The sequence below is a fragment of the Kitasatospora sp. NPDC004723 genome, from assembly GCF_040609255.1.
Lineage (GTDB): Bacteria > Actinomycetota > Actinomycetes > Streptomycetales > Streptomycetaceae > Kitasatospora.
In genome coordinates this window covers 1-25107 of record NZ_JBEXJT010000027.1, presented here as the reverse complement: position 1 = coordinate 25107, position 25107 = coordinate 1, and the positions used below count along the sequence as shown (strand labels likewise).

Here is a 25107-nt window from a genome sequence, read left to right as displayed (position 1 = left end):
GCCACGCGTCAGGCGGCCCCGGCGGCGGGGACGTAGAGGGCGTGGACGGCCCCCAGGCTGGACGCTTCGAGGAGGTCGGGCAGCGCCACCCGGCGGCCGGTCTCCCGCTCCAGCGCGGTCACCAGCCACAGCAGGTGCACGGAGTCCCAGCCCGGCACCTCGTCGAGGCTCAGGCCGATCTGTTCGGCCGTCACCGGCATGCCCAGCTCGTCGCGGACGAGGGTGACGAAGTCGTCGATGGTCATCACAGTGCTTGTCCTTCCGGGTGTGCGGTCAGTCGGATGTGCTCCGGGGGCGGGACGATGTCGGCGAGGTCGTGCCGGTAGGTCGTCGTCGTCCCGTCGTCGGCCGCCGGCTGGAAGCCGTAGCGGGGGTACAGGTCCTTGACGGTGGTGTTCTTGGCCGTCGGCCGGTAGCTGCCGTACACGGCCTTCAGGCCGGTGTCCCGGGCGTGCCGGAGCAGCGCGGACAGGCACGCCTGCTCGATGCCGCGGGAGAAGACCCGGCAGCTGAGCAGGAAGTTCTCCACCCGGCCGGTGTCGCCGTCGCGGCGGACGAAGACCGCGCCCACCAGGCCGTTGTCGCCGAAGCGGTCGCTGGAGCGGATCGCGAGCGCCCAGGTGGCGGGGTCGGCGATCCGGTCCCGGACGTCCTGCGGCTGGAGGCGTTCGGTCGTGAGGTTGAACTGGTTGGTGCGCAGGGTGATCTGGGAGACCCGGGGGACGTCGCGCTCCTCGACGGGGGTGAACGTCACCCGCACGTCGAGTTCGCGCAGGTAGTCCTCGAGCGAGGAGAAGCTGTGCAGGAAGTCGGAGCGGGCGCTCTCCTCGCGGTACTTGGCGGGGCGGCTGCGGTCCTCGGCGGTGAGCTCCCGGGTGTCGAACCAGCCGTCCCGCAGCAGGCGTTCCACGTGCAGGGCCGGTTCGTCGTCGAGCCGGACGACCGCGACCTCGGGGAGCTCCTGGCGCACCAGCCCGCATTCGTAGGGGCTGTCGTCCGCGAAGACGAAGCTGTCCACGCCCAGGTTGAGCGCCTCGGCGAGGTCCCTGAGGTTGTCCGACTTGGGCCGCCAGTTGGCGGTGATCCGGACGAAGTCGTCCTCGCGCAGCACCATGTCGGGGTGTTCGCGGAAGACCGCGCGCACCGGTTCCAGGTCGTTCTTGCTGGCGGCGGCGAGCAGGACGCCCTGGGAGCCCAGCTGCTTGGCGACGCGCTGGAAGGCGAGGAACGCCTCGCCGCGGTAGCTGCCGCCGACCTCGATGCCGTCCGGTCCGTCGTCGCCGAGGACCCCGCCCCAGAGGGTGTTGTCGAGGTCGAGCACCAGGGTCTTCTTGGTGCGTCCGGTCAGCTGGCGGCCCAGGTGCCCGGCCTCCCGCGCGTAGACGGCGAGCAGCGCGGGGGAGAAGTGGGACTTGGCGTACACGCTCAGCCGCGCGTCGCTGACGAGGTCGCCCTCCGCGGCGAGCGGGTCGAGGTCGAGCACCACGAGCGAGGGGTGGCCCTCGGCGAGGCGCAGCAGCCGGGCGTTGGCGTCGCGCCACACGGCGCCGAGCGCGGCGCGGGAGCGGTAGTCGACGAGCTGGGCGGTGTGGCGCCGCAGCAGCGGCAGGGTGTTGAGCAGCAGGGTCCCGCGGCTGGTGGTCCCGAAGGCCGCGGCGAGGCCTTCGAGGAGCCGGATCTTCTCGTCGAGGACGCGTTCGACGTCCGCGACGTGCCACGGGGTCGGGACCTCGTCGAAGACGAGCGCCGGGTCCAGCACGCAGAGCACCAGCTCGGGGGCGGCCGCGTACAGGGCGCTGCCCGGGTCGGAGAGGTCGAAGACGAAGGAGTTGTAGTCCGCGACGTGCGGGCGCAGCAGCAGCCCGTGCCGGGCGAACTCGGCCGTCAGCGGCGCGACCAGGGAGGAGAGGGTGCCGTGGCCGGTGACGGCGACGGTCACGGCCGGGACGGCGGGGTGCTCGCGCAGGACCTCGTCCGGGTCGAGCCGGCCGAGCAGCTGCCCGGCCCGGGTCAGGCCCTCGCCCGACAGTTCGGACAGCAGGCCGCGGACCTCCGGGTAGTGGGCGGCGAGCCGGCCGGACCGGAGCAGTTCGAGGAGCCGTCGCTCCGGTGTGAGGGGGGCCGTTTCGCGCGCGGGGCCGTCCGTCGGTACCGGGGTGTCCATCCTGCGTCCTCTCTCGCGAGCTGCGTGTGGGCCGCCCGGGCATGGCGCACCGGTGTGCGGCGCGTGCTCGATCGTCGGTGGCCGCGCTAACCGCCCGCTTACGTACGCCTTGACCCGGCAGGTGGGTGCGGACGCCGGAACTGCTGACGGATGACTGTTGACCAACTTTCGTTTTTGGTCATAAGTTTGGGGCGAGGGCAGGAGAAAGGCGGGCTGAGTCGTGAGCGAGGAAGCGCGAAGGGAGAGGGCGGAGCGGATCCTCGACGCCGCCGCCGAGCTGATGCTGCGTCACGGGTACAAGCGCGTGACCATGGAGGACGTCGCCAGGGCCGCGGGCGTCGGCAAGGGCACCGTCTACCTCCACTGGAGGACGAAGGAGGCGCTCTTCCGGGCGCTGCTCCTGCGGGAGTCCGAGCAGATGCTGAGCGGACTGCTGACGAAGCTCCGCCAGGACTCCGAACTGGCCCTGCCGTGGCGGCTGATGCGCATCCTGGCCCTGGAGGTGGTGCGGCGTCCGCTCCTGCGGGCCCTGTTCGTCGCCGACTCGGACGCGCTCATCGGCTTCGCCGAGAACGAGGCCGTGCGCCGTGAGACGCAGCTCGAACTCGCCCCCGAGACCCGCTACCTGGAGCTCCTCGTCGAGCGGCGGGTGCTGCGCGGCGACCTCGGCTTCGAAGAGGCCGCCTACCTCATGAGCGTGATCGTCCGCGGTTTCTTCCTCGCCGAGCGCACCGGAGAGGAGTTCGGCCCCGGCCTCGAACGCAGGGCCGACCTGATGGCGGACGCCATCCGACTGACCATGGCCGCCGAGAAGGCGCTGGGGCCGGACGACACGGAGGCCCTGGCCGCCGGGACGATCACGGTCTTCGGCCGGACCGTCGAAGCCGTCCGATCGGAGCTGAGCAGCGCGTACGCCTGACGGCGCCGTACCCCGCACCACCCGTACGACGGCACACCGCACCACCCTCACCCAGAACCGGCGCCGCGACCTTCACCCCCGGGAGGCCGCGGCGCCTTCCCTTTCCGTGCTCCCGCGCCAGAACCGGAGGCGAGCAGTGATCGAGGCCAGAAGCCTCACCAAGCGGTACGAGAACAAGAGAGCGGTCGACGACCTCACCTTCGACGTCCGGCCCGGCATCGTGACCGGATTCCTCGGTCCCAACGGCGCCGGCAAGACCACCACCATGCGCATGATCCTGGGCGTCGAGACGCCCAGCAGCGGCGCCGTCACCGTGGGCGGCCGCCGGTACACCGACGTCCCGGCGCCCATGCGCGAGGTCGGCGCCCTGCTGGACGCCCGCGCCGCGCACGCCGGCCGCAAGGCCTACGACCACCTGCTGTGCCTGGCGTACAGCAACGGCATCCCACGCGGCCGGGTCGACGAGGTGCTCGGGCTGGTGGGCCTGGAGAAGGCCGCCGGCTGGCGGATCGGCACCTTCTCCCTCGGCATGGGCCAGCGCCTCGGGATCGCCGCCGCCCTGCTCGGCGACCCCGGCATCCTCATGCTGGACGAACCGGCCAACGGCCTCGACCCCGAGGGCATCGTCTGGATCCGCACCCTGATGCGGGACCTGGCCGCCGAAGGCCGCACGGTCCTGGTGTCCAGCCACCTGATGGCCGAAATGGCCCTGACCGCCGACCACCTCCTCGTCATCGGCCGCGGCCGGATCCTCGCCGACACCAGCGTGGACGCCTTCATGCGCGCCAACGCGCCGCACTCGGTGCTGGTGCGCGTCGACGAGCCCGCCGCGTTCGCCGCGCACCTGGCCCGCGCGGGGGCCGTGGTGCACAACGGCACCGAAGGAGCCCTGCTGGTCTCCGGCACCGACAGCGCCGAGATCGGGAAGCTCGCCGCGGCCACGGGCACCGTGCTGTCCGAACTCACACCGCAGCGCACCTCGCTGGAGGAGGCGTTCATGAAACTGACCGGCGGCGCGGGCGAGTTCCGGTCGAGCGGGGGAGAGGGCAGATGACCAGCACCACCAGCACCACCGTCACCGCGGGGAGCACCGAGCCGCGCGCCACCCTGGGGCACGCCCTGCACGCCGAGTGGACCAAGCTGCGCACCCTGCGGACCACCGCCTACCTCGTGCTGTTCATGGTGGTCGTGGGGTCCGCCTACGGCGGGGTGTTCAGCTGGATCGACGGCACCGGCTACCCCTCGCTGCTCGGATCGGACCGGTCGGCGTTCGACCCGACGGCCACCGCGCTGCGCGGCTACGCCATCACCCAGCTGGCCGCCGGGTTCCTGGGCGTGCACGTCATCGCCTCCGAGTACAGCACCGGCATGATCCGCACGAGCCTGACCGTCGTGCCCCGGCGCGGACGCCTGCTGGCGGCCAAGGCGCTGGTGGTGACGCCGGTCGTGCTGGTGGCCGGGGTGATCTCCGGCTTCGGCGGCTTCTTCGCCGGCCAGCAGGTGCTCGCGGCCAACCACGCCCCGCACGTCGCGCTCGGCGACCCCCAGGTGCTACGGGCGGTGCTGGGCACCGGCCTCTACCTCGCGCTGGTGTGCCTGCTCGGGGTGGGCATCGGGGCCCTGACCCGTGCGCCCGTCGGGGCGTTCGCCCTGCTGGCCGCGCTCACCCTGATCGTTCCCGCCACCGCGGCGAACCTGCCCGGCACGGCCGGCCGGCTCGTCAAGGAGTTCTGGCCCTCCGCGGCGGGCAGCCGGGTCACCGCCGTCGTGCCGCTGGAGGACACCCTGGGGCCGTGGGCCGGGCTCGGGGTGCTGGCCGCTTTTGTCGCGCTCCTGCTGCTCGCGGGCTTCGAAGCGGTCCGGCGCCGCGACCCGTGAGCCCGTGCGGGCACGGGAGGGCACGGACCGCAAGGAAGGGGGGACCGGCCGGCCGGTCCCCCCTTCCGCGTCCTGCCGGGTCAGCGGGGCGCGCCGAACCAGCCGGTCAGCGCCGACCGCAGCCCCTTGACGTCGTCGCCGCGGGCATCCGCCCACGCCACGTGCCCGTCGGGGCGCAGCAGCACGGCCGCGGCGTCGATCTCCGTGGTCGCCTCGGCCCGCACGACGTCCACCAGGTGCGCCCAGCCGGCCGCCTCCTGGCCGAGGTCCGCGTCGGCGGTGAAGTCCAGCAGCAGGCCCCGGCCGCGGTGCAGGGCGGCGGCCACGGACGAGGAGCCGTCCGCGGTCGTCAGCGGGACGTTGCGCAGCCGCAGCCCGAGCAGCGGGTGGCCCGTGCCGGAGTCGGCGCCCGAACGGTCCATCGGGTAGCGGACCCACAGGCCCGTCACCAGCTCGATCAGGTGGCGGTTCACCTCGCTCAGGGACATCAGCTGGGCGACGACCGCGCGCAGCGGCGCCATCTTCTCCGGCGGGTGGCTCAGTTCGACCTGCGCCCGCACGTTGGTGCAGACCCACTCGCCGACCGGCCGGCGCTCGTCGTGGTAGGTGTCCAGCAGGCCTTCCGGGGCCCAGCCGTTCAGGTCGGCCGCCAGCTTCCAGCCGAGGTTGACCGCGTCATGGAGGCCGGTGCCCAGGCCCTGTCCGTTCAGCGGGAAGTGGATATGGGCGGCGTCGCCGACCAGGAAGGCCCGGCCCTGGCGGTAGCGCTCGGCGTTGCGGGTCGGATTGCCGTAGCGCTCCATCCAGCGGGCCTTCGTGGTCGGCAGCTCGGCGCCGGTCAGGCGCCGCGCGCTGTCCTGGAACTCCTCCAGCGTCACGGGCACCGACGCGCCTGGGGACGGGACGCCGAACTCGGCTGTCACCACGCGCATCAGGCCGGGCGCGAGCGGTGCGGCGGCGTAGTGGCCGCCGGTGGGGGCGATGTGGGCGCCGATCTGGGTGGGCAGCAGCTCCGCCAGGTCGACCTCGACGTCCGCGACCAGGCCGTGGAAGTCGGGGTCGTCACCGGGGGCGGGGATCCGGGCCAGGGCGCGGACCGTGCTGTCCCGCCCGTCGCAGCCCACCACGTATCGGCAGCGGATCCGTTCCTCGCCCGCGTCCGAGCGGACGGTCACCGTGACGCCGTCCTCGTCCTCGGCCAGGTCCACGACCCGCAGGCCGCGCCGGATGTCGGCGCCGAGGTCGGTGGCGCGGTCCTCCAGGACCCGTTCGATGCGCGACTGCAGCACGAGCACCGTGTCCTCGTGCCGCTCGTCGAGCCGCGAGGAGTCCAGCGGCATCAGCGAGAACTGGACGGTGGGCAGCGACAGGGTGCCCTCACGCAGCGGCGCCATCAGCCCGCGCTGGTCGAGCAGTTCGATGGCCCCGGCATTGATCGCCATCCCGGGGGAGGTCTCGCGGGGAATCGGGTTCTGCTCGACGACCACGGTGGGGACTCCGGCGAGCCGCAGTTCGCACGCGAGCATCAGCCCGGTCGGTCCTGCGCCGACGATCAGGATGCCGTCGCTCATCGCATCTCCTTACAAAAGGGTTCGGTACGGGGGGCGTCCGGGGGCCGGACGGGCAAGCGGGCTCAGGCGGGGACGTGGGCGGGCGAGAGCCGCTCCGCGATCCGCACGCGCAGGTAGTGCGCCAGGTCGGCGGGCGTGGGGTGCTCGTAGATCGCGGCGGGCGGCAGGTCCAGGCCGGTGGCCGCCACCAGGTGGTTGCCGAGCTCCAGGGCGGTGAAGGACGAGAAGCCCAGCTCCAGGAAGTTCAGGCCGGTGTTGATCGCGTCGTGGCCGCTGTGCCCCAGCACCTCGGCGGCGAGGGCGACCACCAGCTCCAGCAGCACCGCGGCCTGTTCGTCCGCCGCGGCGCCTTCGAGCCGCTCGCGCAGCCACTGGGCCCGGTCCGGGTCCGTCCGGTCCGGTTCGCCCAGGTGCGGCGCCGCGTCCGGGAGGTCGTCGAACAGCCGGGTCCGGTGGCGGGCGTCCGCGTGGGCCAGGAAGCGCTCCCAGTCGACGTCGGCGACGACCAGCGACGCCCCCTCGCCCCGCAGCGCCAGGTCGAGGACATCGCCGGCGGGCCGTACCCGCAGCTCGGCCAGGCCCAGCCGCCGCCACTGCGCCGCCACCGGGCCGGCGTCCGTTCCGGCGCCGTCCTCCTCGTACGGCCCCCAGGCCACCGAGGAGGCGGGCAGGCCCCTGGCGCGGCGCCGTTCCACGACCGCGTCGAGGAAGGCGTGCGCGGGGGCGTGGTTGCCCAGTCCGGCGCAGCCGAACGTGCCGGGCACGGAGGAGAGCACCACGAACGCGGCGAGTCCGAGGCCGTCGGTCAGCTCGTCCAGGTTGGTCACCGCGTCGGTGACCGCCGAGAGGCGGCGGGCGACCAGGTCGAGGTCGAGGGGGCCGGCGGCCTCGTCGTCCAGCCGGGTCGCGCCGTGCACCACCGCGGTCAGCGGGTGCTCGGCAGGCACCGAGGCGAGCAGGGCCGCCAGCGCCCCGCGGTCGGCAGGGTCGCACACGGCGGGGGTCACCCGGGCTCCGAGGCCGACCAGTTCGGCCGTGAGCCGGTCGGTGTCGGCCGGCTTCCCCTCGTACGGGCTCACCAGCAGCAGGTGCTCGGCGCCCGCCGCGGCCAGCCGGCGCGCCGCGTGCGCCCCGGGCGCGGTGTCCGCGCCGGTCACCAGCACGGTGCCGGTGGGCTGCCAGGCCGTGCCGGGGGCGGACGGGTGGCCCGCCGCGGCCGGCACCAGCCGCCGGGCGGACGCGCCGGCCGGGCGCAGCGCGATCTCGTCCTCGCCGTCGGCCGCGGCGAGGAGCCCGGCGAGCCGGGCCACCGTGCGTGCGTCCGGCGCCGCCGGCAGGTCGATCAGGCCGCCCCAGGCCCGGGGCCACTCGGCGGCCAGGGCCCGTCCGAGGCCCCACACCTGCGCCTGCACCGGGTCGACCGGTCCGTCCCCGGGCCCGGCGGCCACCGCGCCGCGGGTCACCGTCCACAGCGGGGCGGTGACGTCCGCGTCGACCAGGGCCCGCAGCAGCGCGAGGGTGCCCGCGACGCCCGACGGGGCCGGTGCCGTCCCCGGCCACGGCTTCTCACCCAGGGCCAGCAGCGACACCACGCCGGTGAGGTCGCCGCCGGAGGCGTGCGCCGGCAGCCCGGCGAGCACCTCTTCGGGCCCGCCGCCGGGGAACTCGGCCGACACGACCCGGGCGCCCCGCGCCTCCAGCGCCGCCGCGACGTCCGCCGCGAGCGGTTCGGCGGCGCCCGCCGGGGCCGCCACCAGCCAGGTGCCCGACAGGCGCCCGGCGGCCGGGTCGGCGAGCGGCCGCCATGCGACCTTGTAGCGCTGCCGGGGCCGGCGCCGCCAGGCCGAGAGCGCGCCCAGCACCGTGCCGAGCGGGGCGTCCGGGGCGACGTCCAGGGCCGTGGCGAGCGCCGCCGGGTCGTTGCGCTCGACGGCGTCCCAGACCTGGTCCTCGCCGGGGGAGAGCGCGGCGCCGGGCCCCGGCGCGCCCGCGCGGGCGGCGGACGTGTCCAGCCAGTAACGCTCGCGCTGGAACGCGTAGGTCGGCAGGTCGACGCGCCGCGCGCCGCGCCCGTCGAGCACGGCCGCCCAGTCCACCGGGCGGCCCTGGGCGAACAGCCGGGCCAGTCCGGTGGTCAGGGCCCGGCCCTCGGGCCGGGAACCACGCAGGGTCGGCACCAGGAGGGCGTCGGCGTCCGGCAGGCACTCGCGGCCCATGGTGCTCAGCACCGCGTCCGGCCCGAGCTCCAGCCAGGCCGTCGTGCCGTTCTCGTGCAGCCACCGCATGCCGTCCAGGAACCGCACGGTGCGGCGCACGTGCTCCACCCAGTAGGCGGGCGAGCCCAGTTCCTCCGCCGTCGCGAGCCGCCCGGTCACATTGGAGACCACGGGGATCGCGGGAGGCGCGTAGGACAGCGATTCGGCGACCTTGCGGAACGCGTCGAGCATCCCGTCCATGTGGGCCGAGTGGAAGGCGTGGCTGACCTTCAACTGCTTTGTCTTATAGCCGAGTTCGCGGCATCGGGCGGCCACCTCCGCGACCGCGTCGGCGTCCCCGGAGATCACGGTGGACGCGGGGCCGTTGAGCGCGGCGATCCCCGCCCGCTCCTCCCGGCCCGCGAGTAGCGCCAGCACCTCGCCCTCGCCGGCCCGCACCGACAGCATGGCCCCGCCCGCCCGAGCCCCCTGCATCAGCCGGGCCCGGGCCGCGACGAGTGCCGCCGCGTCCGGTAGCGACAGGACGCCCGCCACATGGGCGGCGGCCAACTCGCCGATCGAGTGGCCCATCACGAAGTCCGGGTGCGTGCACCAGTGCTCCATCAGCCGGAACAGCGCCACCTCGACGGCGAACAGCGCCGGCTGGGTGAACTCCGTCTCGTCCAGCAGCGACGCCTCGGGCGAGCCGGGCGCGGCGAACAGCACCTCCAGCAGCGGACGGCTCAGCCGCGTGTCCAGCTCCCCGCAGACCGCGTCCAGCGCCCGCGCGAACACCGGCTGGGTGCCGTAGAGCTCACGGCCCATGCCGAGCCGCTGGCTGCCCTGCCCGGTGAACAGGAACGCCAGCTTCCCGGCCCGGCCGGCCGTGCCGGTGACGGTCTCGGTGGAGCTCTCGCCCGCGGCGAGCGTGTCCAGGCCGCGCAGCAGGCCCTCCCGGTCCTGGGCGACGACCACCGCCCGCTGCTCGAAGAGGGTGCGGGAGACGACGAGCGACAGGGCGACGTCCTGCGGGGCCGGGCCGCCGTCGGCGTCGGCCAGGTGCTCCCGCAGCCGGGCCGCCTGGGCGCGTAGCGCCGCTGGGGTCTTCGCCGACACGACGAACGGCAGGACGCCGCCTGCCACCGGCCGCGTACCGTCCTGCTCGGGGGCGTCGTCCGCCTCGTCCTGCGGGGCCTGCTCCAGGATGACGTGCGCGTTCGTGCCGCTGATGCCGAACGACGACACGCCGGCCCGCCGCGGCCGGCCCGTCTCCGGCCACGCCACGGGCTCGGTCAGCAGGGCCACGTCGCCGGCCGTCCAGTCCACGTGGGGCGACGGGTTCTCGGCGTGCAGGGTCTTCGGCAGCACGCCGTGCCGCATCGCCATCACCATCTTGATCACGCCGCCGACGCCGGCCGCCGACTGGGCGTGCCCGATGTTCGACTTCAGCGAGCCCAGCAGCAGCGGCCGGTCCGTCTCGCGGCCCTGCCCGTACGTGGCCAGCAGCGCCTGCGCCTCGATGGGGTCGCCGAGGGTGGTGCCGGTGCCGTGGCCCTCCACGGCGTCCACGTCCGCGGCCGTCAGCCGGGCGTTGGCCAGGGCCTGCTGGATCAGCCGCATCTGTGACGGGCCGTTCGGCGCGGTGAGGCCGTTGCTGGCGCCGTCCTGGTTGACCGCGCTGCCCCGGACGACGGCGAGCACCGGGTGCCCGTTGCGGCGGGCATCGGACAGCCGCTCCAGGACGAGCATGCCGACGCCCTCGCTCCAGCCGGCGCCGTCCGCCCCGGCCCCGAACGACTTGCAGCGCCCGTCGGGGGCCAGCCCGCGCTGCCGGCTGAACTCGATGAACACGCCGGGCGTCGCCATCACCGCGACGCCGCCGGCCAGCGCGAGCGTGCAGTCGCCCTGGCGCAGCGCCTGGCAGGCCAGGTGCAGCGCGACCAGCGACGAGGAGCACGCCGTGTCCACCGTGACGGCCGGGCCCTCCAGGCCGAGCGTGTACGACACGCGTCCCGAGGCGACGCTGCCGGCGCTGCCCGCGCCGACGTAGCCCTCGACCTCCGGCGGCACCGGCTGCACCCGCGTCCCGTAGTCGCCGTACATCACCCCGGCGAACACGCCGGTGGCCGAGGTCCGCAGGCTGGTCGGGTCGATCCCGGCGCGCTCCAGCGCCTCCCAGGACGCCTCCAGCAGGAGCCGCTGCTGCGGGTCGGTTGCGACCGCCTCGCGCGGGCTGACCCCGAAGAACGCGGCGTCGAAGTGGTCGGCGTCGTGGAGGAAGCCGCCCTCCCGGGCATAGGTCGTCCCGGGCCGGTCCGGGTCCGGGTGGTACAGGCCCTCCACGTCCCAGCCGCGGCCCACCGGGAATCCGGAGACGGCGTCCGCGCCGTCCGCGACCAGCCGCCACAGATCCTCCGGGGAGGCGACCCCGCCCGGGTAGCGGCAGCTCATCGCGACGATCGCGATGGGCTCCTGCCGGGCCGACTCGACCTCCGACAGGCGCTGCCGAGTGCTGTGCAGATCGGCCGTCACCCACTTGAGGTAGTCGACGAGCTTCTCTTCCTGCGTCATCCGACTTTCGACCTTCCCCGAGACGGGACGGGACACGGCAGACAGACTGGTCGCGGCGGCTAACGGCAGCCTTGGCGCGTTCTAACGCGCCGCTGCGGCCAGCACCGAGCTGAGCAGGCTCAGGAACACCGGCTCGCTCTCCCGCGTGAAGAAGTGGCCGCCCGGCACCAGGTGGAGCCGGAAGGCCGCGCGGGTGTGGCGCCGCCACGCGGCCGCGTCCGACGACGCCAGCAGCGGGTCGGTGGTGCCGGCGAACACCTCCACCGGGCAGTCCAGCGGTTCGGCGGCCGGGCCGGGACGGCTGTGGCACAGCCGCAGGTCGTCCCGGAAGAGGGAGAGCGCCGCCGACATCCACAGCGGGTGGTCGACCAGCCCGGGCGACATTCCGCCGATCCGCAGCAGCAGCGCGGTCAGCTCGTCGTCGGGCAGGTGCTGCACCTCGTCCCGTAACGCCGTCGGCAGGTGCGGCGCGGGGTAGGCGCCGAGCAGCAGCGCGGCGGGGGGCGCGCCGGCCTCCTGACGGCGGCAGGCCAGCCGGTAGGCCACCAGCGCGCCCATGCTGTGTCCGTAGAAGGCGTGCGGGCCGGCCAGCAACGGGCCCAGCTGGTCGTCGAGTTCGTCGACCAGCTCGTCCATGTCGAGCAGGCGCGGTTCGCGGATCCGGCCCTCGCGGCCCGGCAGCTGGACCGGCAGCACCGCGACGTCGGGGCCGAGGGCCCGCTGCCAGCCGGCGAACGCGGACGCGGCGCCGCCCGCGTGGTGGAAGCACAGCAGCCGCAGCCGGGCCCGCCGGTCGGGCGCCGCCGTCACGTAGCGGGTGCCCGGTCCGGCGGCCAGGGTGCCGACGGGGCTCCGCGGCATCATCGGACCGTGTCCGCGGCGGCCGAGGCCTCCGCCACCAGGCCGTCCGCACCGGCGGACGCGCCGTCCGCTGCGGTCTCGGCGAACCGCTCCAGGTGCCGCTTCACGTCCGCCAGGACGTCGGCGGCTTCCGCCCCGTCGATGACCCGGTGGTCGAAGGCCAGGCTGAGCCGCATCACCGGCGCCACGACGACCCGGCCGTCCCGGACCACCGGGCGGTCGGCGATCCGCCCCACGCCGAGCGTGACGGTCGTCCCGCCGACCGAGTGGAAGCCGTCCACCACGCCGTGGCCCAGCGAGCTGACCGCGAACGTGCCGAACACGGCCGCACGCCGCCGCAGCGGCCGCACCCCGAGCCGGAACAGCAGCGGCCGCAGCGGCCACGGCAGCCGATGCAGCAGCCGCGCGCCGGCGAACTCGGGCATGGTTGCGGGATCGCCGTCGCGGAAGTGCTCCACCCGCCGCTGGATCTCCGCCAGGTCCGCCCGCTGCAGGTCCGGCAGCACCGCGGAGAGCACGACGCGGCGCCCGCCGACCTTCCGGTCCAGCGCCAGCTTGCCGTTCACCGCCGCGTAGCGGGCGATCCGCGGCCGGCGCCGGCCGCGCACCGCCGCGTTGGCCTCGGGGTGGTCCCGCAGCGCCCGCGCGGCCGCCAGCAGGATGTACGACACCACCGAGTAGCGCCGGCCGAGGGCACGGGCCGCGCCCCGGTGGGCGACCACTTCGCCCATGTCGACCTCGGTGTCCAGGAAGACGGGGGCGAACGGGCGTATCTCGTCCAGGAACGCCAGCGTGTGCCGGCGCTCCCGGGCCATCGCCGTCACGGCGGAGGGCTGCGTCATGTCAGACCTTCTCCAGGGCGAACCCGGCCTTGATCCACTTGCTGGACTCGATCGCGATGCCCAGGGCCCGGTCGCCCTGCACCATCCTCGGCAGCAGCCGTTCCAGCTGCAGGAACGGCAGGGCGTTGCCGTTGTTCCCGGTCTCGCGGACGCAGCTGACCTCCTGCGCGTCCACCATGCCCAGCTCCGCGACGATCTTCGCGGTCATCTGCCCGGACAGCTGCGGCGGCAGGAGGTAGTCGACGTCGCTCTCCTGCCAGTCCAAGTCCTCCAGCAGCTCCTGGAGGATCTCCACGGCCATCACCGGCACCGACTCCTCGATGGCCTTGTAGTCCTCGCTGCTCGACGGCCGCTTCTCGTGCCGGTCGGCGGTGCCGAACCACTCGATGGTCTGCGCGGGCGCGCGGCCCAGTCCGGTCAGCCGGTTCAGCACCCGGTGCAGGCGCACCGACCCGGGCGTCGGCTCGGTGGACAGCACGATCGCCCCCGCGCCGTCCCCGAACAGCATGAAGTTCACCATCTCCGTCGGCGGCAGGCTGCGCAGGTCGGCGGAGAGGTCCAGATGCTTGGCACAGGTGTCGGCGCCGATCACGAGCGCCGTCCGGTGCAGGCCCGTGAGCAGCATCTTGTACGCCACATCGAGCGCCTGGAACGCCCCCGAGCAGCCCGACTGCAGCTGGTACGTCGGCACGCCGTCGATGCCCAGCCGGTCGGCGACCAGGTTGACCGAGGCCGGCATCAACACGTCCGGGGTCGCGGTCGCGAACACCATCAGATCCACGGACGCCGCGTCCACGCCGGCGGCCTCCAGCGCCCGGCGCGCCGCCTGCTCGCCCATGTCCACGAGCGAGTGCCGGCGCTCGCCGGACTCCAGGTCCACCGCGAGGTGCCGCGAGCGGGTGCCGACGAACGCGTCGACCCACTGCTCCCACAGCGCGTCCATGCCGAACCGCCGGCCCACGGCGGCGTTGTCGACGGGAGGGCCGGGCAGCGCCGTCCCCACCGAGCGGATGTGGATGTCCGGAGTGTGCATCTGAGGTCCTTTCCGGCGGCGGCGTCAGGGATCGGCGACAGACGCGAACCGGTGCGCGGGGCCGGGGCCACCCCCGACCCCGCACACCGGTCCCTGCTCAGCGGCGTCGCTGAATCGGCCCTGAGGTCAGCCGCACACCTTGATGTTGGTGAGGTAGACGTTGGGTGCGACGAGCTGGTAGGTGCGGGTGCCGAGCTTGCCCCGGTAGCGGCCGGAGGTCCCGAAGGCGGCCACGGTCTGCGGCACGCCCGCGGTCGATCCCGCGATGTCGACCAGGCCGGCGGTCCGGACGGACCCGCCCGGCAGCTGGATCTCCTCGCGGTAGTAGCCGATGAAGTGCTGGTCGCTCTGCCTGGCGAACACGATCGACATCTCACCGGTCAGCGAGCCGACCGACCGGCCCTCGGCATCGGTCAGCACGTCGTGGACCGTGGCGCCGTCCCCGACCTCGATCGCCGGGGAGCCCTGGTCGTGCATCTCGAGAGCCACCACCGTGTCCGTGAGGTTCTCGAAGACGACGCAGCCCCGGGAGGCGAGCTCCCCGGTGGGCGACGCCGCCGAGGCGACGCCGGGGCCGGCGAGGACGAGGGCGCTGCTGACGGTGACGGCGAAGGCCGCGAGGCGGGCCGGTCGCACGGTCGCAGTGGTACGGGACATGTCTGTCCTTTCTCCGGCGCGCGGCCGGAGGAGACACAGGTGGTACGGGTCGTGACGAGGATCCGCGCAGCCGCTAATGCGGCCCTAACGCCTTCCGGCCAGCCGCGCCCGCGAACGGCGGGCCCGCCACAGCCCGCCGATGACCGCGCCGCGCAGCGACCGCACCCCCCTCATCCGCAGCAGGGAACGGGCGCACCACAGCTGGTTCTCGACCGCGTGGTCCGGGGCCCCGTGGACGTCGTCGTACTCGACCACCTCCAGGTCCCGCAGGTGCGCCCGCAGCCGCGCGACGTCGCCGGGCGGGATGATCTCGTCCCGCAGGCTGGAGATGTACCGCACCGGGATGTCCAGGCCCGACAGCTGGGCGTCGGTCAGCGCGCAGCCGGCGAGGGAGTCCAGGACCTCACCGGGGTCGGTCGCGGCCATGTGCGCCAGGGCGTCGACCGTGACCCTCGGCAGCGCCCGCTGCCACGCCCGGTCGGTGAAGAAGTCCGCCACCGGCGCGCCCGCCGTGACGACCCCGCGGATCCGCGGGTCGTCGACCGCGCACCGCAGCGCCAGGTGGCCGCTGAAGCTGAGCGTCAGCGCGTACGTGTTCGCCACGTCGGCCCGCCCCTGGAGCGCGTCCAGCACGCCGGACAGCATCCGCCAGGACTCCGGCCCGTACCGGAGCGGGTTCTCCCCGGTGCCGGGCATCTCCAGGGCGACGGCGGCCATGCCCATCCTGCGGAAGACCGGCAGCACCGGAGCCCACTGCTCCTTGACGGTCACGATGCCTCCCATGACCAGCAGCAGCGGCCTGCGGTCGACGGGGGACAGCCCCGACTGCCACAGCCCGACCCGGCCCCCGTCCACGTCCACCTCCAGCCGGGACACCTCGCGCCCGGCGCTCCACCGCTCGAACGAGGCGGCGGCCCGGTCCAGGGCGTCCTTGCGGTCCGGCCCGTCGACGAAGGGGAACCTGGCCATGAGGTAGTGCCGGCTCGCCTCCAGGTGCCGTCCGCGCCGCTCCAGCTGCTGCCCCGCCGCCACCCACTCGTGGACCCACGACCCCGGGCCGGAGCCGTCGGTGCGGATGCGGTCCAGGACCTCCTGGTAGCGGGCGATCCGCTGGCCGCGGGCGTGGACGCCCACGTAGCTCTTGAGTTCCTCCACGTCGTTCATGCGCCGGTTCCTCTCGGACGGTGATCGCGGCCCGGGTCAGGCACGGCCGAGCTCCTTGTCGATGAAGGCGAACAGGTCGTCGGTGGTCGCCGCCTGGATGCGCTCGGTGACCTGGGCGGACTCCGCCGCCGCCGCGTCACCCCACTTGGCCATCAGCGTCTGCAGCCGCGTGGTGACCGCCGGGCGGGCGGTGTGGTCGGGGGCCATGGACAGCAGCGCCGACTCCAGCCGGTCCAGCTCGGCCAGCACCGTCGCGGACGCGTCGGCCGCCTCCGGGGCGATCCGGGTCCGCAGGAAGCCCGAGAGCGCCGCCACGGTCGGATAGTCGAACACCATGGTCGCGGTCAGCCGGACGTCCGCGGCCGCGCTGAGCCGGTTGCGCAGTTCGACCGCCATCAGCGAGTCGAAGCCCAGCTCCTGGAAGGAGCGCTCCGGGTCGACCGCGTCCGCCGAACCGTGCCCCAGCACGGCCGCGGTGAGGCCGCGCACGACATCGAGCACCGCCTTCTCCTGCCCGGAGGGGTCCAGCCCCGCCAGCTGCCGGGCCAGCGACACCGTGCCCGAGGCGGCCCGCCGGGCCGGGGTGCGCAGCAGGCCGCGCAGCACCGACTGCGCCATCCCGGGACCGGCCTGGCCGAGCGCCACCGGGTCCAGCCGGGCGGCCAGCAGCAGCGGCTCCTCCGGTGCGGCCAGGGCCGCGTCGAACAGCGCCAGGCCCTGCTCGGCCGACAGCGGTACGACACCGCCGCGGGCCAGCCGCGCCCGGTCGGCCGTGTCCAGGCCACCGGTCATGTCGCTGCCGTCGGCCCACAGGCCCCAGGCCACCGAGGTGGCCGGCAGCCCGGCCGCGTGCCGGTGCTGCGCGAGCGCGTCCAGGAACGCGTTGGCGGCGGCGTAGTTCGCCTGGCCCGCGCTGCCGATCGTGCCCGCCAGCGACGAGAACAGGACGAACGCCGCCAACGGGGCGTCCTTCGTCAGCTCGTGGAGGTGCCAGGCCGCGTCCACCTTGGGGCGCAGCACCGCCGCCAGACGCTCCGGCGTCAGCGACGTCACCGTGCCGTCGTCCAGCACACCCGCGGCGTGCACGACCGCGGTGAGCGGGTGCTCCGCCTCGACGGACGCCAGCAGCGCGGCGACCGCCTCCCGGTCGGCGGTGTCGCACGCCGCGACCCGCACCCGGGCGCCCAGCGCCTCCAGCTCCTCGACGAGCCCGGCCGCGCCGGGAGCCGCGGGCCCGCGCCGGCTGGTGAGCACCAGCCGCCGCACCCCGTGTCCGGCCACCAGACGGCGCGCCACCAGCGCGCCCAGCGTGCCCGTGCCACCGGTCACCAGCACGGTGCCGTCCGGATCGACGGCCGGCGCGGCACCGGACGCACCGGACGCCGGGACACGCGCCACCCGCGGCGCGAGAACCCTGCCCCGACGCACCGCCACCTGGGGCTCGGCACCGTCCAGCACGCCCGCCAGGACCGCCGCCGACACCTCCTCGCCGTCCAGGTCGACCAGCCGGAACCGGTCCGGGTTCTCCGCCTCGGCCGACCGCAGCAGGCCCCACACCGCGGCCCCGGCCGGGTCGCGGACCTCCTCCCGCGCCTCGCAGGACACCGCCCCGCGGGTCAGCACGACCAGCCGGGAATCCGCCAGCCGCTCCTCCGCCAGCCAGCCCCGCACCAGCTCCAGGGCCCCCGACGCGGCCCGGTGCGCCTGCTCGGCCGGGTCGGCGCCGTCCGGCGACACGAACGCGGCGAGCACCCGCGCCGGCACCGCAGCGCCGGAGCCGACGGCCGCGGCCAGCTCGGCCGGACCCGGGTACCCGACCCGGTCCGCCGCCCCGAGCAGCCCGAGCACGTCCTCACCGAGCACCGCCAGGCCGCCGTCCCCGCCGCCCGCGGCCACGGGCGGCGCGACGGCCGTCCACTCCAGCCGGAAGAGCGCGTCCTGCCGGCCCGCACGCGCGGCCGCCAACTGCTCGGCGCCGACCGGGCGCAGCGCGAGCCGCTCGACGGCGGCGACCGGCAGGCCGTCCCCGTCGGCCAGCGCCAGCGCCACCGCGTCCGGCCCGTGCGCCTTCAACCGCACCCGCAGGGCGGAGCCGGCCGTGCCGAACAGCGACACCCCGCTCCACTCGAACGGCAGGTACGCCCGTCCCGGCGCGTCCGCGTTCTCGGCGACCGGGGACAGCAGCGCCGCGTGCAGCGCCGCGTCCAGCAGCGCCGGGTGGATGCCGAAGAGGTCCGTCCCGGTGCCGGCGGGCAGATCGACCTCGGCGTACACCGTCCCGCCGTCCCGCCAGGCGGCCCGCAGGCCCTGGAACACCGGGCCGTAGGACAGGCCCATGGCGGCGAAGCGGTCGTACAGGTCCTCGGTGTCGACCGGCTGCGCGCCGGCCGGAGGCCACTGCGCGAGGTCCGGCACCGAGCCGTCGCCGGCCCCCGCGCCGCCGAGCAGACCCGCCGCGTGCCGCGTCCAGTCGCCGTCGTCGTCCGGCCGGGAGTGGATCGACACCGGGCGCCGGCCCGACCCGTCCGGCTCGCCGACGGTCACCTGCACCTGCACGGCCCCCTGCTCGTCGAGCACCAGCGGGGCCTCCAGCGTCAGCTCCTCGACGCCCGCGCAGCCGCCGTGCTCGGCGACGTGCAGCGCCAGCTCCACCAGCGCCGCACCGGGCAGCAGCACGGTGTCCAGCACCGCGTGGTCCGCCAGCCACGGGTGCGTGGCCAACGACAGCCGCCCGGTGAACACCTGCCCGCTGCCGTCCGCCAGGTCCACCGAGGCACCCAGCAGCGCGTGCCCGGGCGCGCCCAGGCCCGCGGTCCGCAGATCTCCGGTGCCCGCCGCCGACTCCAGCCAGTAGGTGCGGCCCTGGAAGGCGTACGTCGGCAGGGCGACCTTCGCCGCGCCCGGCCCGAACACGGCCTCCCAGTCCGGCACCGCCCCCTCGACGTAGCCGCGGCCCAGCGCCGTCAGGAACTGCTCCAGGCCGCCGTCGTCCCTGCGCAGCGTGCCGAAGGCGGCGGCGCCCTCGCCGAACGCCTCCAGGGTCTCCTCGGTGCCGAAGGTCAGCACCGGGTGGGCGCTCACCTCGATGAACACCCGGTGCCCGTCCTCCAGCAGCCGCCGCACGGCGTCCTCGTACCGGACCCGCTCCCGCAGGTTCTCGAACCAGTACCCGGCGTCCAGCGCGCCGGTGTCGATCCGCTCACCGGCCAGCGTCGAATAGAAGGGGACCGAGGAGGCCACCGGACGGACCGGAGCCAGCGCCTCGACCACCTGCGTGCGGACGGCCTCCATGTGCGGGGTGTGCGACGCGTAGTCCACCGGGATCATCCGGGCCCGGATCCGCTCGTCCCGGCAGCTGCCGACGAACTCCTCCAAGGCCTTCGCCTCCCCGGCCGCCACCGTCGACGCCGGCCCGTTCACGCCCGCGACGAACAGCCGCCCCTCCCAGCGCGCCAGGCGCTCCTCCACCTCGGCGGCCGGCAGCGGAACGGCGGCCATGCCGCCCGTCCCGGCCAGCGCCCGGATGGCCCGGCTGCGCAGCGCCACCACGCGGGCGGCGTCGTCCAGGCTGAGCGCCCCGGCGACGTACGCCGCCGCGATCTCGCCCTGGGAGTGGCCGACCACCGCGGCCGGCCGCACCCCGTAGGACTCCCACAGCCGCGCCAGCGACACCATCACGGCCCACAGCGCGGGCTGCACGACGTCGACGCGCTCCAGCGGCGGCGCGTCCGCCGCGCCCTCCAGGACGTCGGTGAGCGTCCAGTCCGTGTACGCGGCCAGCGCCCGCGAGCACGCCGTGACCTGATCCCGGAACACCGGCGACGTCCGCATCAGCGCCCGGGCCATCTCCGGCCACTGCGAGCCCTGCCCGGGGAAGACGAACACCACCTTGCGGTCGCCCGCGCCGACGGCGCCCGTCACCGCCCGGCGGGAGGTCTCGGCGCCCGCCGCCAGCGCGCGCAGGTCCGCGAGCAACGCGTCGCGGTCCTCACCGGCGACGACCGCCCGGTGCGCGAAGTGGCTGCGGGCCGTCGCCAGCGACCACCCGACGTTCCGCACGTCGAGCGACGCATCGGCGGCCACGTGGTCGGCCAGCCGGCCGGCCTGCGCCCGCAGCGCCTCCTCGGACTTCGCCGAGAGCACCCACGGCACCGGCGCCGACGCCTCGCCGTCGGCCTCCCGCCCCGGCGCGTCACCCACCCCGGCCGCCTGCTCCAGGATGAGGTGCGCGTTGGTACCGCTGATGCCGAACCCCGACACCCCGGCCCGCCGCGGACGCCCCCGCTCCGGCCAGGGCCGCTCCTCGGCCAGCAGGGAGACCGCGCCGGCCTCCCAGTCCACGTGCGGCGACGGCGCGTCCATGTGCAAGGTGCGCGGCATCAGCTCGTGCCGCAGCGCCATGACCGTCTTGATGACCGACGCGACACCGGCGGCGGCCTGCGTGTGCCCGATGTTGGACTTGATGGACCCCAGCCACAGCGGCTGGTCCGCGGGCCGGTCCTGACCGTAGGTGGCGAGCACGGCCTGCGCCTCGATCGGGTCGCCCAGGACCGTGCCCGTCCCGTGCGCCTCGACGACGTCGACCTCGGCGGCCGTCAGCCGGGCGTTGGCGAGCGCCTGCCGGATCACCCGCTGCTGCGAGGGCCCGTTGGGCGCGGTCAGCCCGTTGCTCGCCCCGTCCTGGTTGATCGCCGAGCCGCGGACCACCGCGAGCACCGGATGCCCGTGGCGTTCCGCGTCCGACAGCCGCTCCAGCAGGATCATGCCGGCGCCCTCGCCCCACCCCGTGCCGTCCGCGGCCGCCGCGAACGGCTTGCAGCGTCCGTCCGGGGCGAGTCCGCGCTGACGGCTGAACTCCAGGTAGATGCTGGGCGTCGCCATGATCGTCGCACCGCCCGCCAGGGCCATGCCGCACTCCCCGTTGCGCAGGGCCTGGGCGGCCAGGTGCAGGGCCACCAGCGAGGACGAGCACGCCGTGTCCACGGTGACCGCCGGACCCTCCAAGCCCAGCGAGTACGACACCCGGCCCGAGGCGACACTCGTCGTCGTGCCCGTCAGGAAATAGCCCTCCAGCGACTGCGGAGCGTTGCTCGCCCCCGCCGCGTAACCCTGGCTCGCCACACCGACGAACACCCCCGTCTCGCTGCCGTGCAGCGACACCGGATCGATGCCCGCGTACTCGACCGCCTCCCACGCCGTCTCCAGCAGCAGCCGCTGCTGCGGGTCGGTCGCGGTCGCCTCCCGGGGGCTGATCCCGAAGAACTCCGCGTCGAAGTCCGTCGCGTCGTGCACGAAGCCGCCCTTGCGGGTGTACGTCTTGCCGGGCACGGACGGATCCGGGTCGTAGACCGCGTCGACATCCCAGCCGCGCCCGGGCGGGAAGTCGCCGACCGCGTCCACACCGTCGGCGACCAGCCGCCACAGCTGCTCCGGGGACCGCACACCTCCCGGGAAGCGGCACGCCATGCCGATGATCGCGATCGGTTCGTCGTCGCGCGCCGCGGCGACCACCACCGGAGCGGCCGCCGAGCCCCCGGCGTCGACCAGCTCCGCCCGCAACTGCTGGGCGATCGCGGCCGCCGTCGGGTAGTCGAAGACCAGCGTCGCCGGAAGCCGCAGACCCGTGGCCGAACCCAGCCGGTTGCGCAGCTCCACGGCCGCCAGCGAGTCGAAGCCCAACTCCTGGAACGGACGGGTCGCGTCGATCGCGTCCGCCGACGCGTGCCCGAGCACGGCCGCCACATGGCCGCTCACCAGCTCCAGCACGACCCGGTGCTGCTCCGCCTCCGGCAGCGACACGAGCCGCTGCGCCAGCGCCGCCCCGTCCCCGACCGGACCGGCGGCGGCCGACCCGGTCGAGGTGCGCACCAGACCCCGCAGCATCGGCGGCGCCGTGCCCGCCGTCACCTGCCGGCGCAGCCCGGACAGGTCCAGCCGGGCCGGCACCAGCACCGCGTCGCCGCCCGACGCCGTCGCCGCGTCCAGCAGGGCAAGCCCCTGCTCCGTGGCGAGCGGGACGATGCCGCCCCGGGCCAGCCGGGCCTGGTCGGTCTCGTCGAGGCCACCGGTGATGCCGCTGGCCTGCGCCCACAGGCCCCAGGCCAGGGACAGTCCGGGCAGACCCCGCGCACGCCGGTGCTGGGCGAGCGCGTCCAGGTAGACGTTGGCGGCCGCGTAGTTGCCCTGGCCGGGAGCGCCGAGCGTGCCCGCGACGGAGGAGAAGAGCACGAACGCCGAGAGGTCGGCGCCCTTCGTCAGCTCGTGGAGGTTCCAGGCCGCGTCGACCTTCGGCCGCAGCACCGCGGTGAGCTGCTCCGGGGTCAGGGACGCGGTCGTCGCGTCGTCCAGCACACCGGCGGTGTGGACCACCGCGGTCAGCGGGTGCGCCGGATCGACGGAGGCCAGCAGCCCCGCCGCCGCCTCGCGGTCCGCGGTGTCGCACGCGGCGAGCCGCACCCGGGCGCCCAGCGCCTCCAGCTCCTCGGCGAGCCCGGTCGCGCCCGGCGCGTCCGGGCCGCGCCGGCTCGCCAGCAGCAGGTGCCGCACCCCGTGCGCGGTCACCAGGTGACGTGCCACCAGCGCACCCAGCGTCCCGGTGCCGCCGGTCACCAGCACGGTGCCATCGGCCGCCGGCGACGAGGGAACGGTCAGCACCAGCTTGCCGGTGTGCTTGGCCTGCCCCAGGTGGCGGAAGGCGTCGGGCGCCCGCCGCACGTCGAACGCGGTCACCGGCAGCGGCTCCAGGGCCCCCCGGTCGAAGAGCTCCACCAGGTCGCCGAGCATCGCCTGGATGCGGTCCTCACCCGCGTCGAACAGGTCGAACGCCCGGTAGGAGATCCCGGGGTGGCCGGCCTCCACCACGGCGGCGTCCCTGATGTCGGTCTTGCCCATCTCCAGGAACCGGCCGCCGCGCGCCAACAGGCGCAGCGACGCGTCGACGAACTCCCCGGCGAGCGAGTTCAGCACCACGTCGACACCCTCACCGGACGTCGACGCGGCGAACCGCCGCTCGAACTCCAGGTCGCGCGACGACGCGATGTGGGCCTCGTCCAGCCCCTGACCGCGCAGCGTGCCCCACTTGCCGGCACTCGCGGTGCCGAACACCTCGGCGCCCCAGTACCGGGCCAACTGCACCGCGGCCATGCCGACGCCGCCGGTCGCGGCGTGCACCAGCAGCTTCTGACCCGCGCGGAGCTCCCCGAGGTCCGCCAGCGCGTGGTAGGCCGTCAGGAACACGATGGGGGTCGCGGCCGCCTGCGCGAAGGACCAGCCGTCCGGAATCCGCGCCAGCAACCGGTGGTCGGACACCGCCACCGGCCCCATGCAGCCCCCGTACAGGCCGAACAGGCCCATGACCCGGTCACCCGGCGCCAGCCCGGACACCTCCGGACCCACCTCCAGGACCACGCCCGCGCCCTCGCTGCCGATCGGCGCCTCACCCGGGTACATCCCCAGCGTGATCAGCACATCGCGGAAGTTCAGGCCCGCCGCGCGCATCGCCACCCGGACCTGGCCCGGCCGCAGCGGCTCCAGCGCGTCCGGCGCCTCCACCAGCGTCAGGTTGTCGAGGGTCCCCCGGGCACTCACCCCGAGCCGCCAGGCCGGGGCGGCCGGCGGCGTCAGCGCACGACCCGCGTCCGCCTTCACCAGCCGCGCCGCGTGCGGCACACCGCCGCGCAACGCCAACTGGGGTTCGCCGGCGGCCACCGAGGCCGCGACCGCCGCGAAGGACGACTCCTGACCGTCGACGTCGACCAGGACGATCCGGTCCGGGTTCTCCGACTGGGCCGCCCTGAGCAGACCCCACACGGCGGCCGCCGGCAGGTCCGCGACGTCCTCCGCGCCCGCGGCGGCGATCGCACCCCGCGAGACCACCACCAGCCGACTCGCGGACAGCGACCGGTCGGCCAGCCACCGCTGCACCAGCACCAGCCCGTCCTGCACCGCACGGTGCACCTGCGCAGCCCCGCCGCCCGGAACCCCCGGGCACGCCGCGACCACGAAGTCCGGCACCCGGACGCCCTCGGCGACCGCCGCAGACAACGCCGCCACATCGGCGTGGACCGCGACATCGGCACCGGCCGCACCCAGCCCGTTCACGACATCGAGCAGCTCCGCGGCACCGCCCACGGCAGCCCACGAACCGGCCGGCGCCGAGGCGGCGTCCGGCGAGGGCACCACCGTCCAGTCCACCCGGTAGAGCGCGTCGCGGCCGGCGGACTTCGCCGACGCCAACTGGTTGGCGGAGACCCGCCGCATCGTCAACGCCCCCACGTGCGCGACCGGCGCACCCGTGACACCGTCCGCGACCGTCAGCGTGACGTTCTCCCGGCTGTCCGCCGACATCGCCAGGCGCACCCGCAGACTCGTCGAAGCGGCGGCCGACACCGACACCCGGCTCCACGAGAACGGCAGCCGGACCGCCGGACCGCTGCTCGCCGCCGCGGTGTCGCCGCCCAGCAGCAGCGCGTGCAGGGCCGCGTCCAGCAATGCGGGGTGCACGACATGGCCGTCGTGCGTGCTGCTCTCGGGAGAGCTGTCCTCAGGAAGCGCCACCTCGGCGTAGATGTCGTCGCCCTGCCGCCAGGCGGCCCGCAGACCCTGGAACACCGGGCCGTAGGTCAGGCCGATGTCCGCCAGGTCGTCGTAGAGCGTCGCCGTGTCGACCGGTGTCGCTCCCGGCGGCGGCCAGGCCGTCAGGTCCGCGGCCCGCGCTTCGGCCGACGGGTCCGCGGTGAGCCGACCCGTGGCGTGCAGCGTCCAGGAGGCGCTTTCGTCTGCCTCTCCCGGCTCTCCCGTCGCGCGGGAGTGGACCGTCAGGGTCCTGTCGCCGCTTTCGCCGTCCGGCGGGGTGATGTTGACCTGGAGTTGGAGGGTGGTTTCGGTGGTGAGGGTCAGGGGTGTGTGGAGGGTGAGTTCGTCGATGGTGGTCGTGTTGGTGTGGTGGGCGGCGTGGAGGGCGAGGTCGACGAAGGCGGTTCCGGGGAGGAGGACGGTGTCGTGGACGGTGTGGTCGGCGAGCCAGGGGTGGGTGTTGAGGGAGAGGCGGCCGGTGAAGAGCCGGATTCCTTCGGGGAGTTCGATGGTGGCGGTGAGGATGGGGTGGTGGTTGGGGGTGATGCCGGCGGTGGTGACGTCGGTGGCGGGAGCGTGGTGCAGCCAGTAGCTCTGGTGTTGGAAGGGGTAGGTGGGGAGGGTGGTGTGGGTGGGGTGGTGGCCGAGGAGGGTGGGCCAGTTGATGTTGGTGCCGGT

At 74.9% G+C, this 25107-nt stretch carries 13 protein-coding genes; 3 read left to right on the top strand and 10 right to left on the bottom strand.

The features are described from left to right. Positions 1–8: 8 nt before the first annotated feature. Together ABZW10_RS23970 and ABZW10_RS23965 are read right to left on the bottom strand one after the other, a co-directional pair. Complete coding sequence (locus tag ABZW10_RS23970) at positions 9–248, bottom strand: acyl carrier protein (protein WP_355369261.1); 240 nt, start codon at positions 246–248, stop codon at positions 9–11. After that, complete coding sequence (locus tag ABZW10_RS23965) at positions 245–2164, bottom strand: HAD-IIIC family phosphatase (RefSeq protein WP_355369259.1); 1920 nt, start codon at positions 2162–2164, stop codon at positions 245–247. Before ABZW10_RS23965 ends, ABZW10_RS23970 begins: the two co-directional genes overlap by 4 nt. 220 nt (positions 2165–2384) lie before the next feature. On the opposite strand from ABZW10_RS23965, the gene ABZW10_RS23960 reads away from it, so the two are divergent. From ABZW10_RS23960 to ABZW10_RS23950, 3 genes are all read left to right on the top strand, one after another. Continuing rightward, a complete protein-coding gene (locus ABZW10_RS23960; protein WP_355369257.1) occupies positions 2385–3083 on the top strand; it encodes a helix-turn-helix domain-containing protein in 699 nt (232 codons plus the stop codon). Between the two features lie 136 nt (positions 3084–3219). Then, positions 3220–4137: an ATP-binding cassette domain-containing protein gene (locus ABZW10_RS23955; protein ID WP_355369255.1), complete on the top strand. Its 918-nt coding sequence runs from the start codon at positions 3220–3222 to the stop codon at positions 4135–4137. Beyond that, entirely contained in the window at positions 4134–4961 is an 828-nt protein-coding gene (locus ABZW10_RS23950; protein WP_355369253.1) for an ABC transporter permease subunit, read from the top strand. Before ABZW10_RS23955 ends, ABZW10_RS23950 begins: the two co-directional genes overlap by 4 nt. Before the next feature lie 80 nt (positions 4962–5041). Here the strand turns inward: ABZW10_RS23950 and ABZW10_RS23945 are convergent, their stop codons facing one another. The 8 genes from ABZW10_RS23945 to ABZW10_RS23910 form a co-directional block, all read right to left on the bottom strand. Next, positions 5042–6532, bottom strand: a complete 1491-nt coding sequence (locus ABZW10_RS23945; RefSeq protein ID WP_355369251.1) for an FAD-dependent monooxygenase — start codon at positions 6530–6532, stop codon at positions 5042–5044. A gap of 62 nt (positions 6533–6594) precedes the next feature. Further along, a complete protein-coding gene (locus tag ABZW10_RS23940) occupies positions 6595–11298 on the bottom strand; it encodes a type I polyketide synthase (RefSeq protein WP_355369249.1) in 4704 nt (1567 codons plus the stop codon). A gap of 81 nt (positions 11299–11379) precedes the next feature. Next, complete coding sequence (locus ABZW10_RS23935) at positions 11380–12159, bottom strand: alpha/beta fold hydrolase (protein WP_355369247.1); 780 nt, start codon at positions 12157–12159, stop codon at positions 11380–11382. Further along, positions 12159–13001 carry a 2-oxo acid dehydrogenase subunit E2 gene (locus tag ABZW10_RS23930; RefSeq protein WP_355369245.1) on the bottom strand — a complete coding sequence of 281 codons (843 nt, stop codon included), beginning with the start codon at positions 12999–13001 and terminating at the stop codon, positions 12159–12161. Before ABZW10_RS23930 ends, ABZW10_RS23935 begins: the two co-directional genes overlap by 1 nt. A 1-nt stretch (position 13002) precedes the next feature. Then, the gene (locus tag ABZW10_RS23925; protein ID WP_355369243.1) at positions 13003–14034 is read right to left on the bottom strand and encodes a 3-oxoacyl-ACP synthase III family protein; all 1032 of its coding nucleotides are present in this window, start codon (positions 14032–14034) and stop codon (positions 13003–13005) included. Between the two features lie 126 nt (positions 14035–14160). Beyond that, positions 14161–14691: a hypothetical protein gene (locus ABZW10_RS23920; protein WP_355369241.1), complete on the bottom strand. Its 531-nt coding sequence runs from the start codon at positions 14689–14691 to the stop codon at positions 14161–14163. An 84-nt stretch (positions 14692–14775) separates the two neighbouring features. Then, positions 14776–15855 (bottom strand): alpha/beta hydrolase, encoded by a 1080-nt coding sequence (locus tag ABZW10_RS23915; RefSeq protein WP_355369239.1) that lies wholly within the window; start codon positions 15853–15855, stop codon positions 14776–14778. Between the two features lie 36 nt (positions 15856–15891). Further along, on the bottom strand, positions 15892–25107 hold a 9216-nt coding region (locus ABZW10_RS23910; protein WP_355369237.1), incomplete at its 5' end, for an SDR family NAD(P)-dependent oxidoreductase.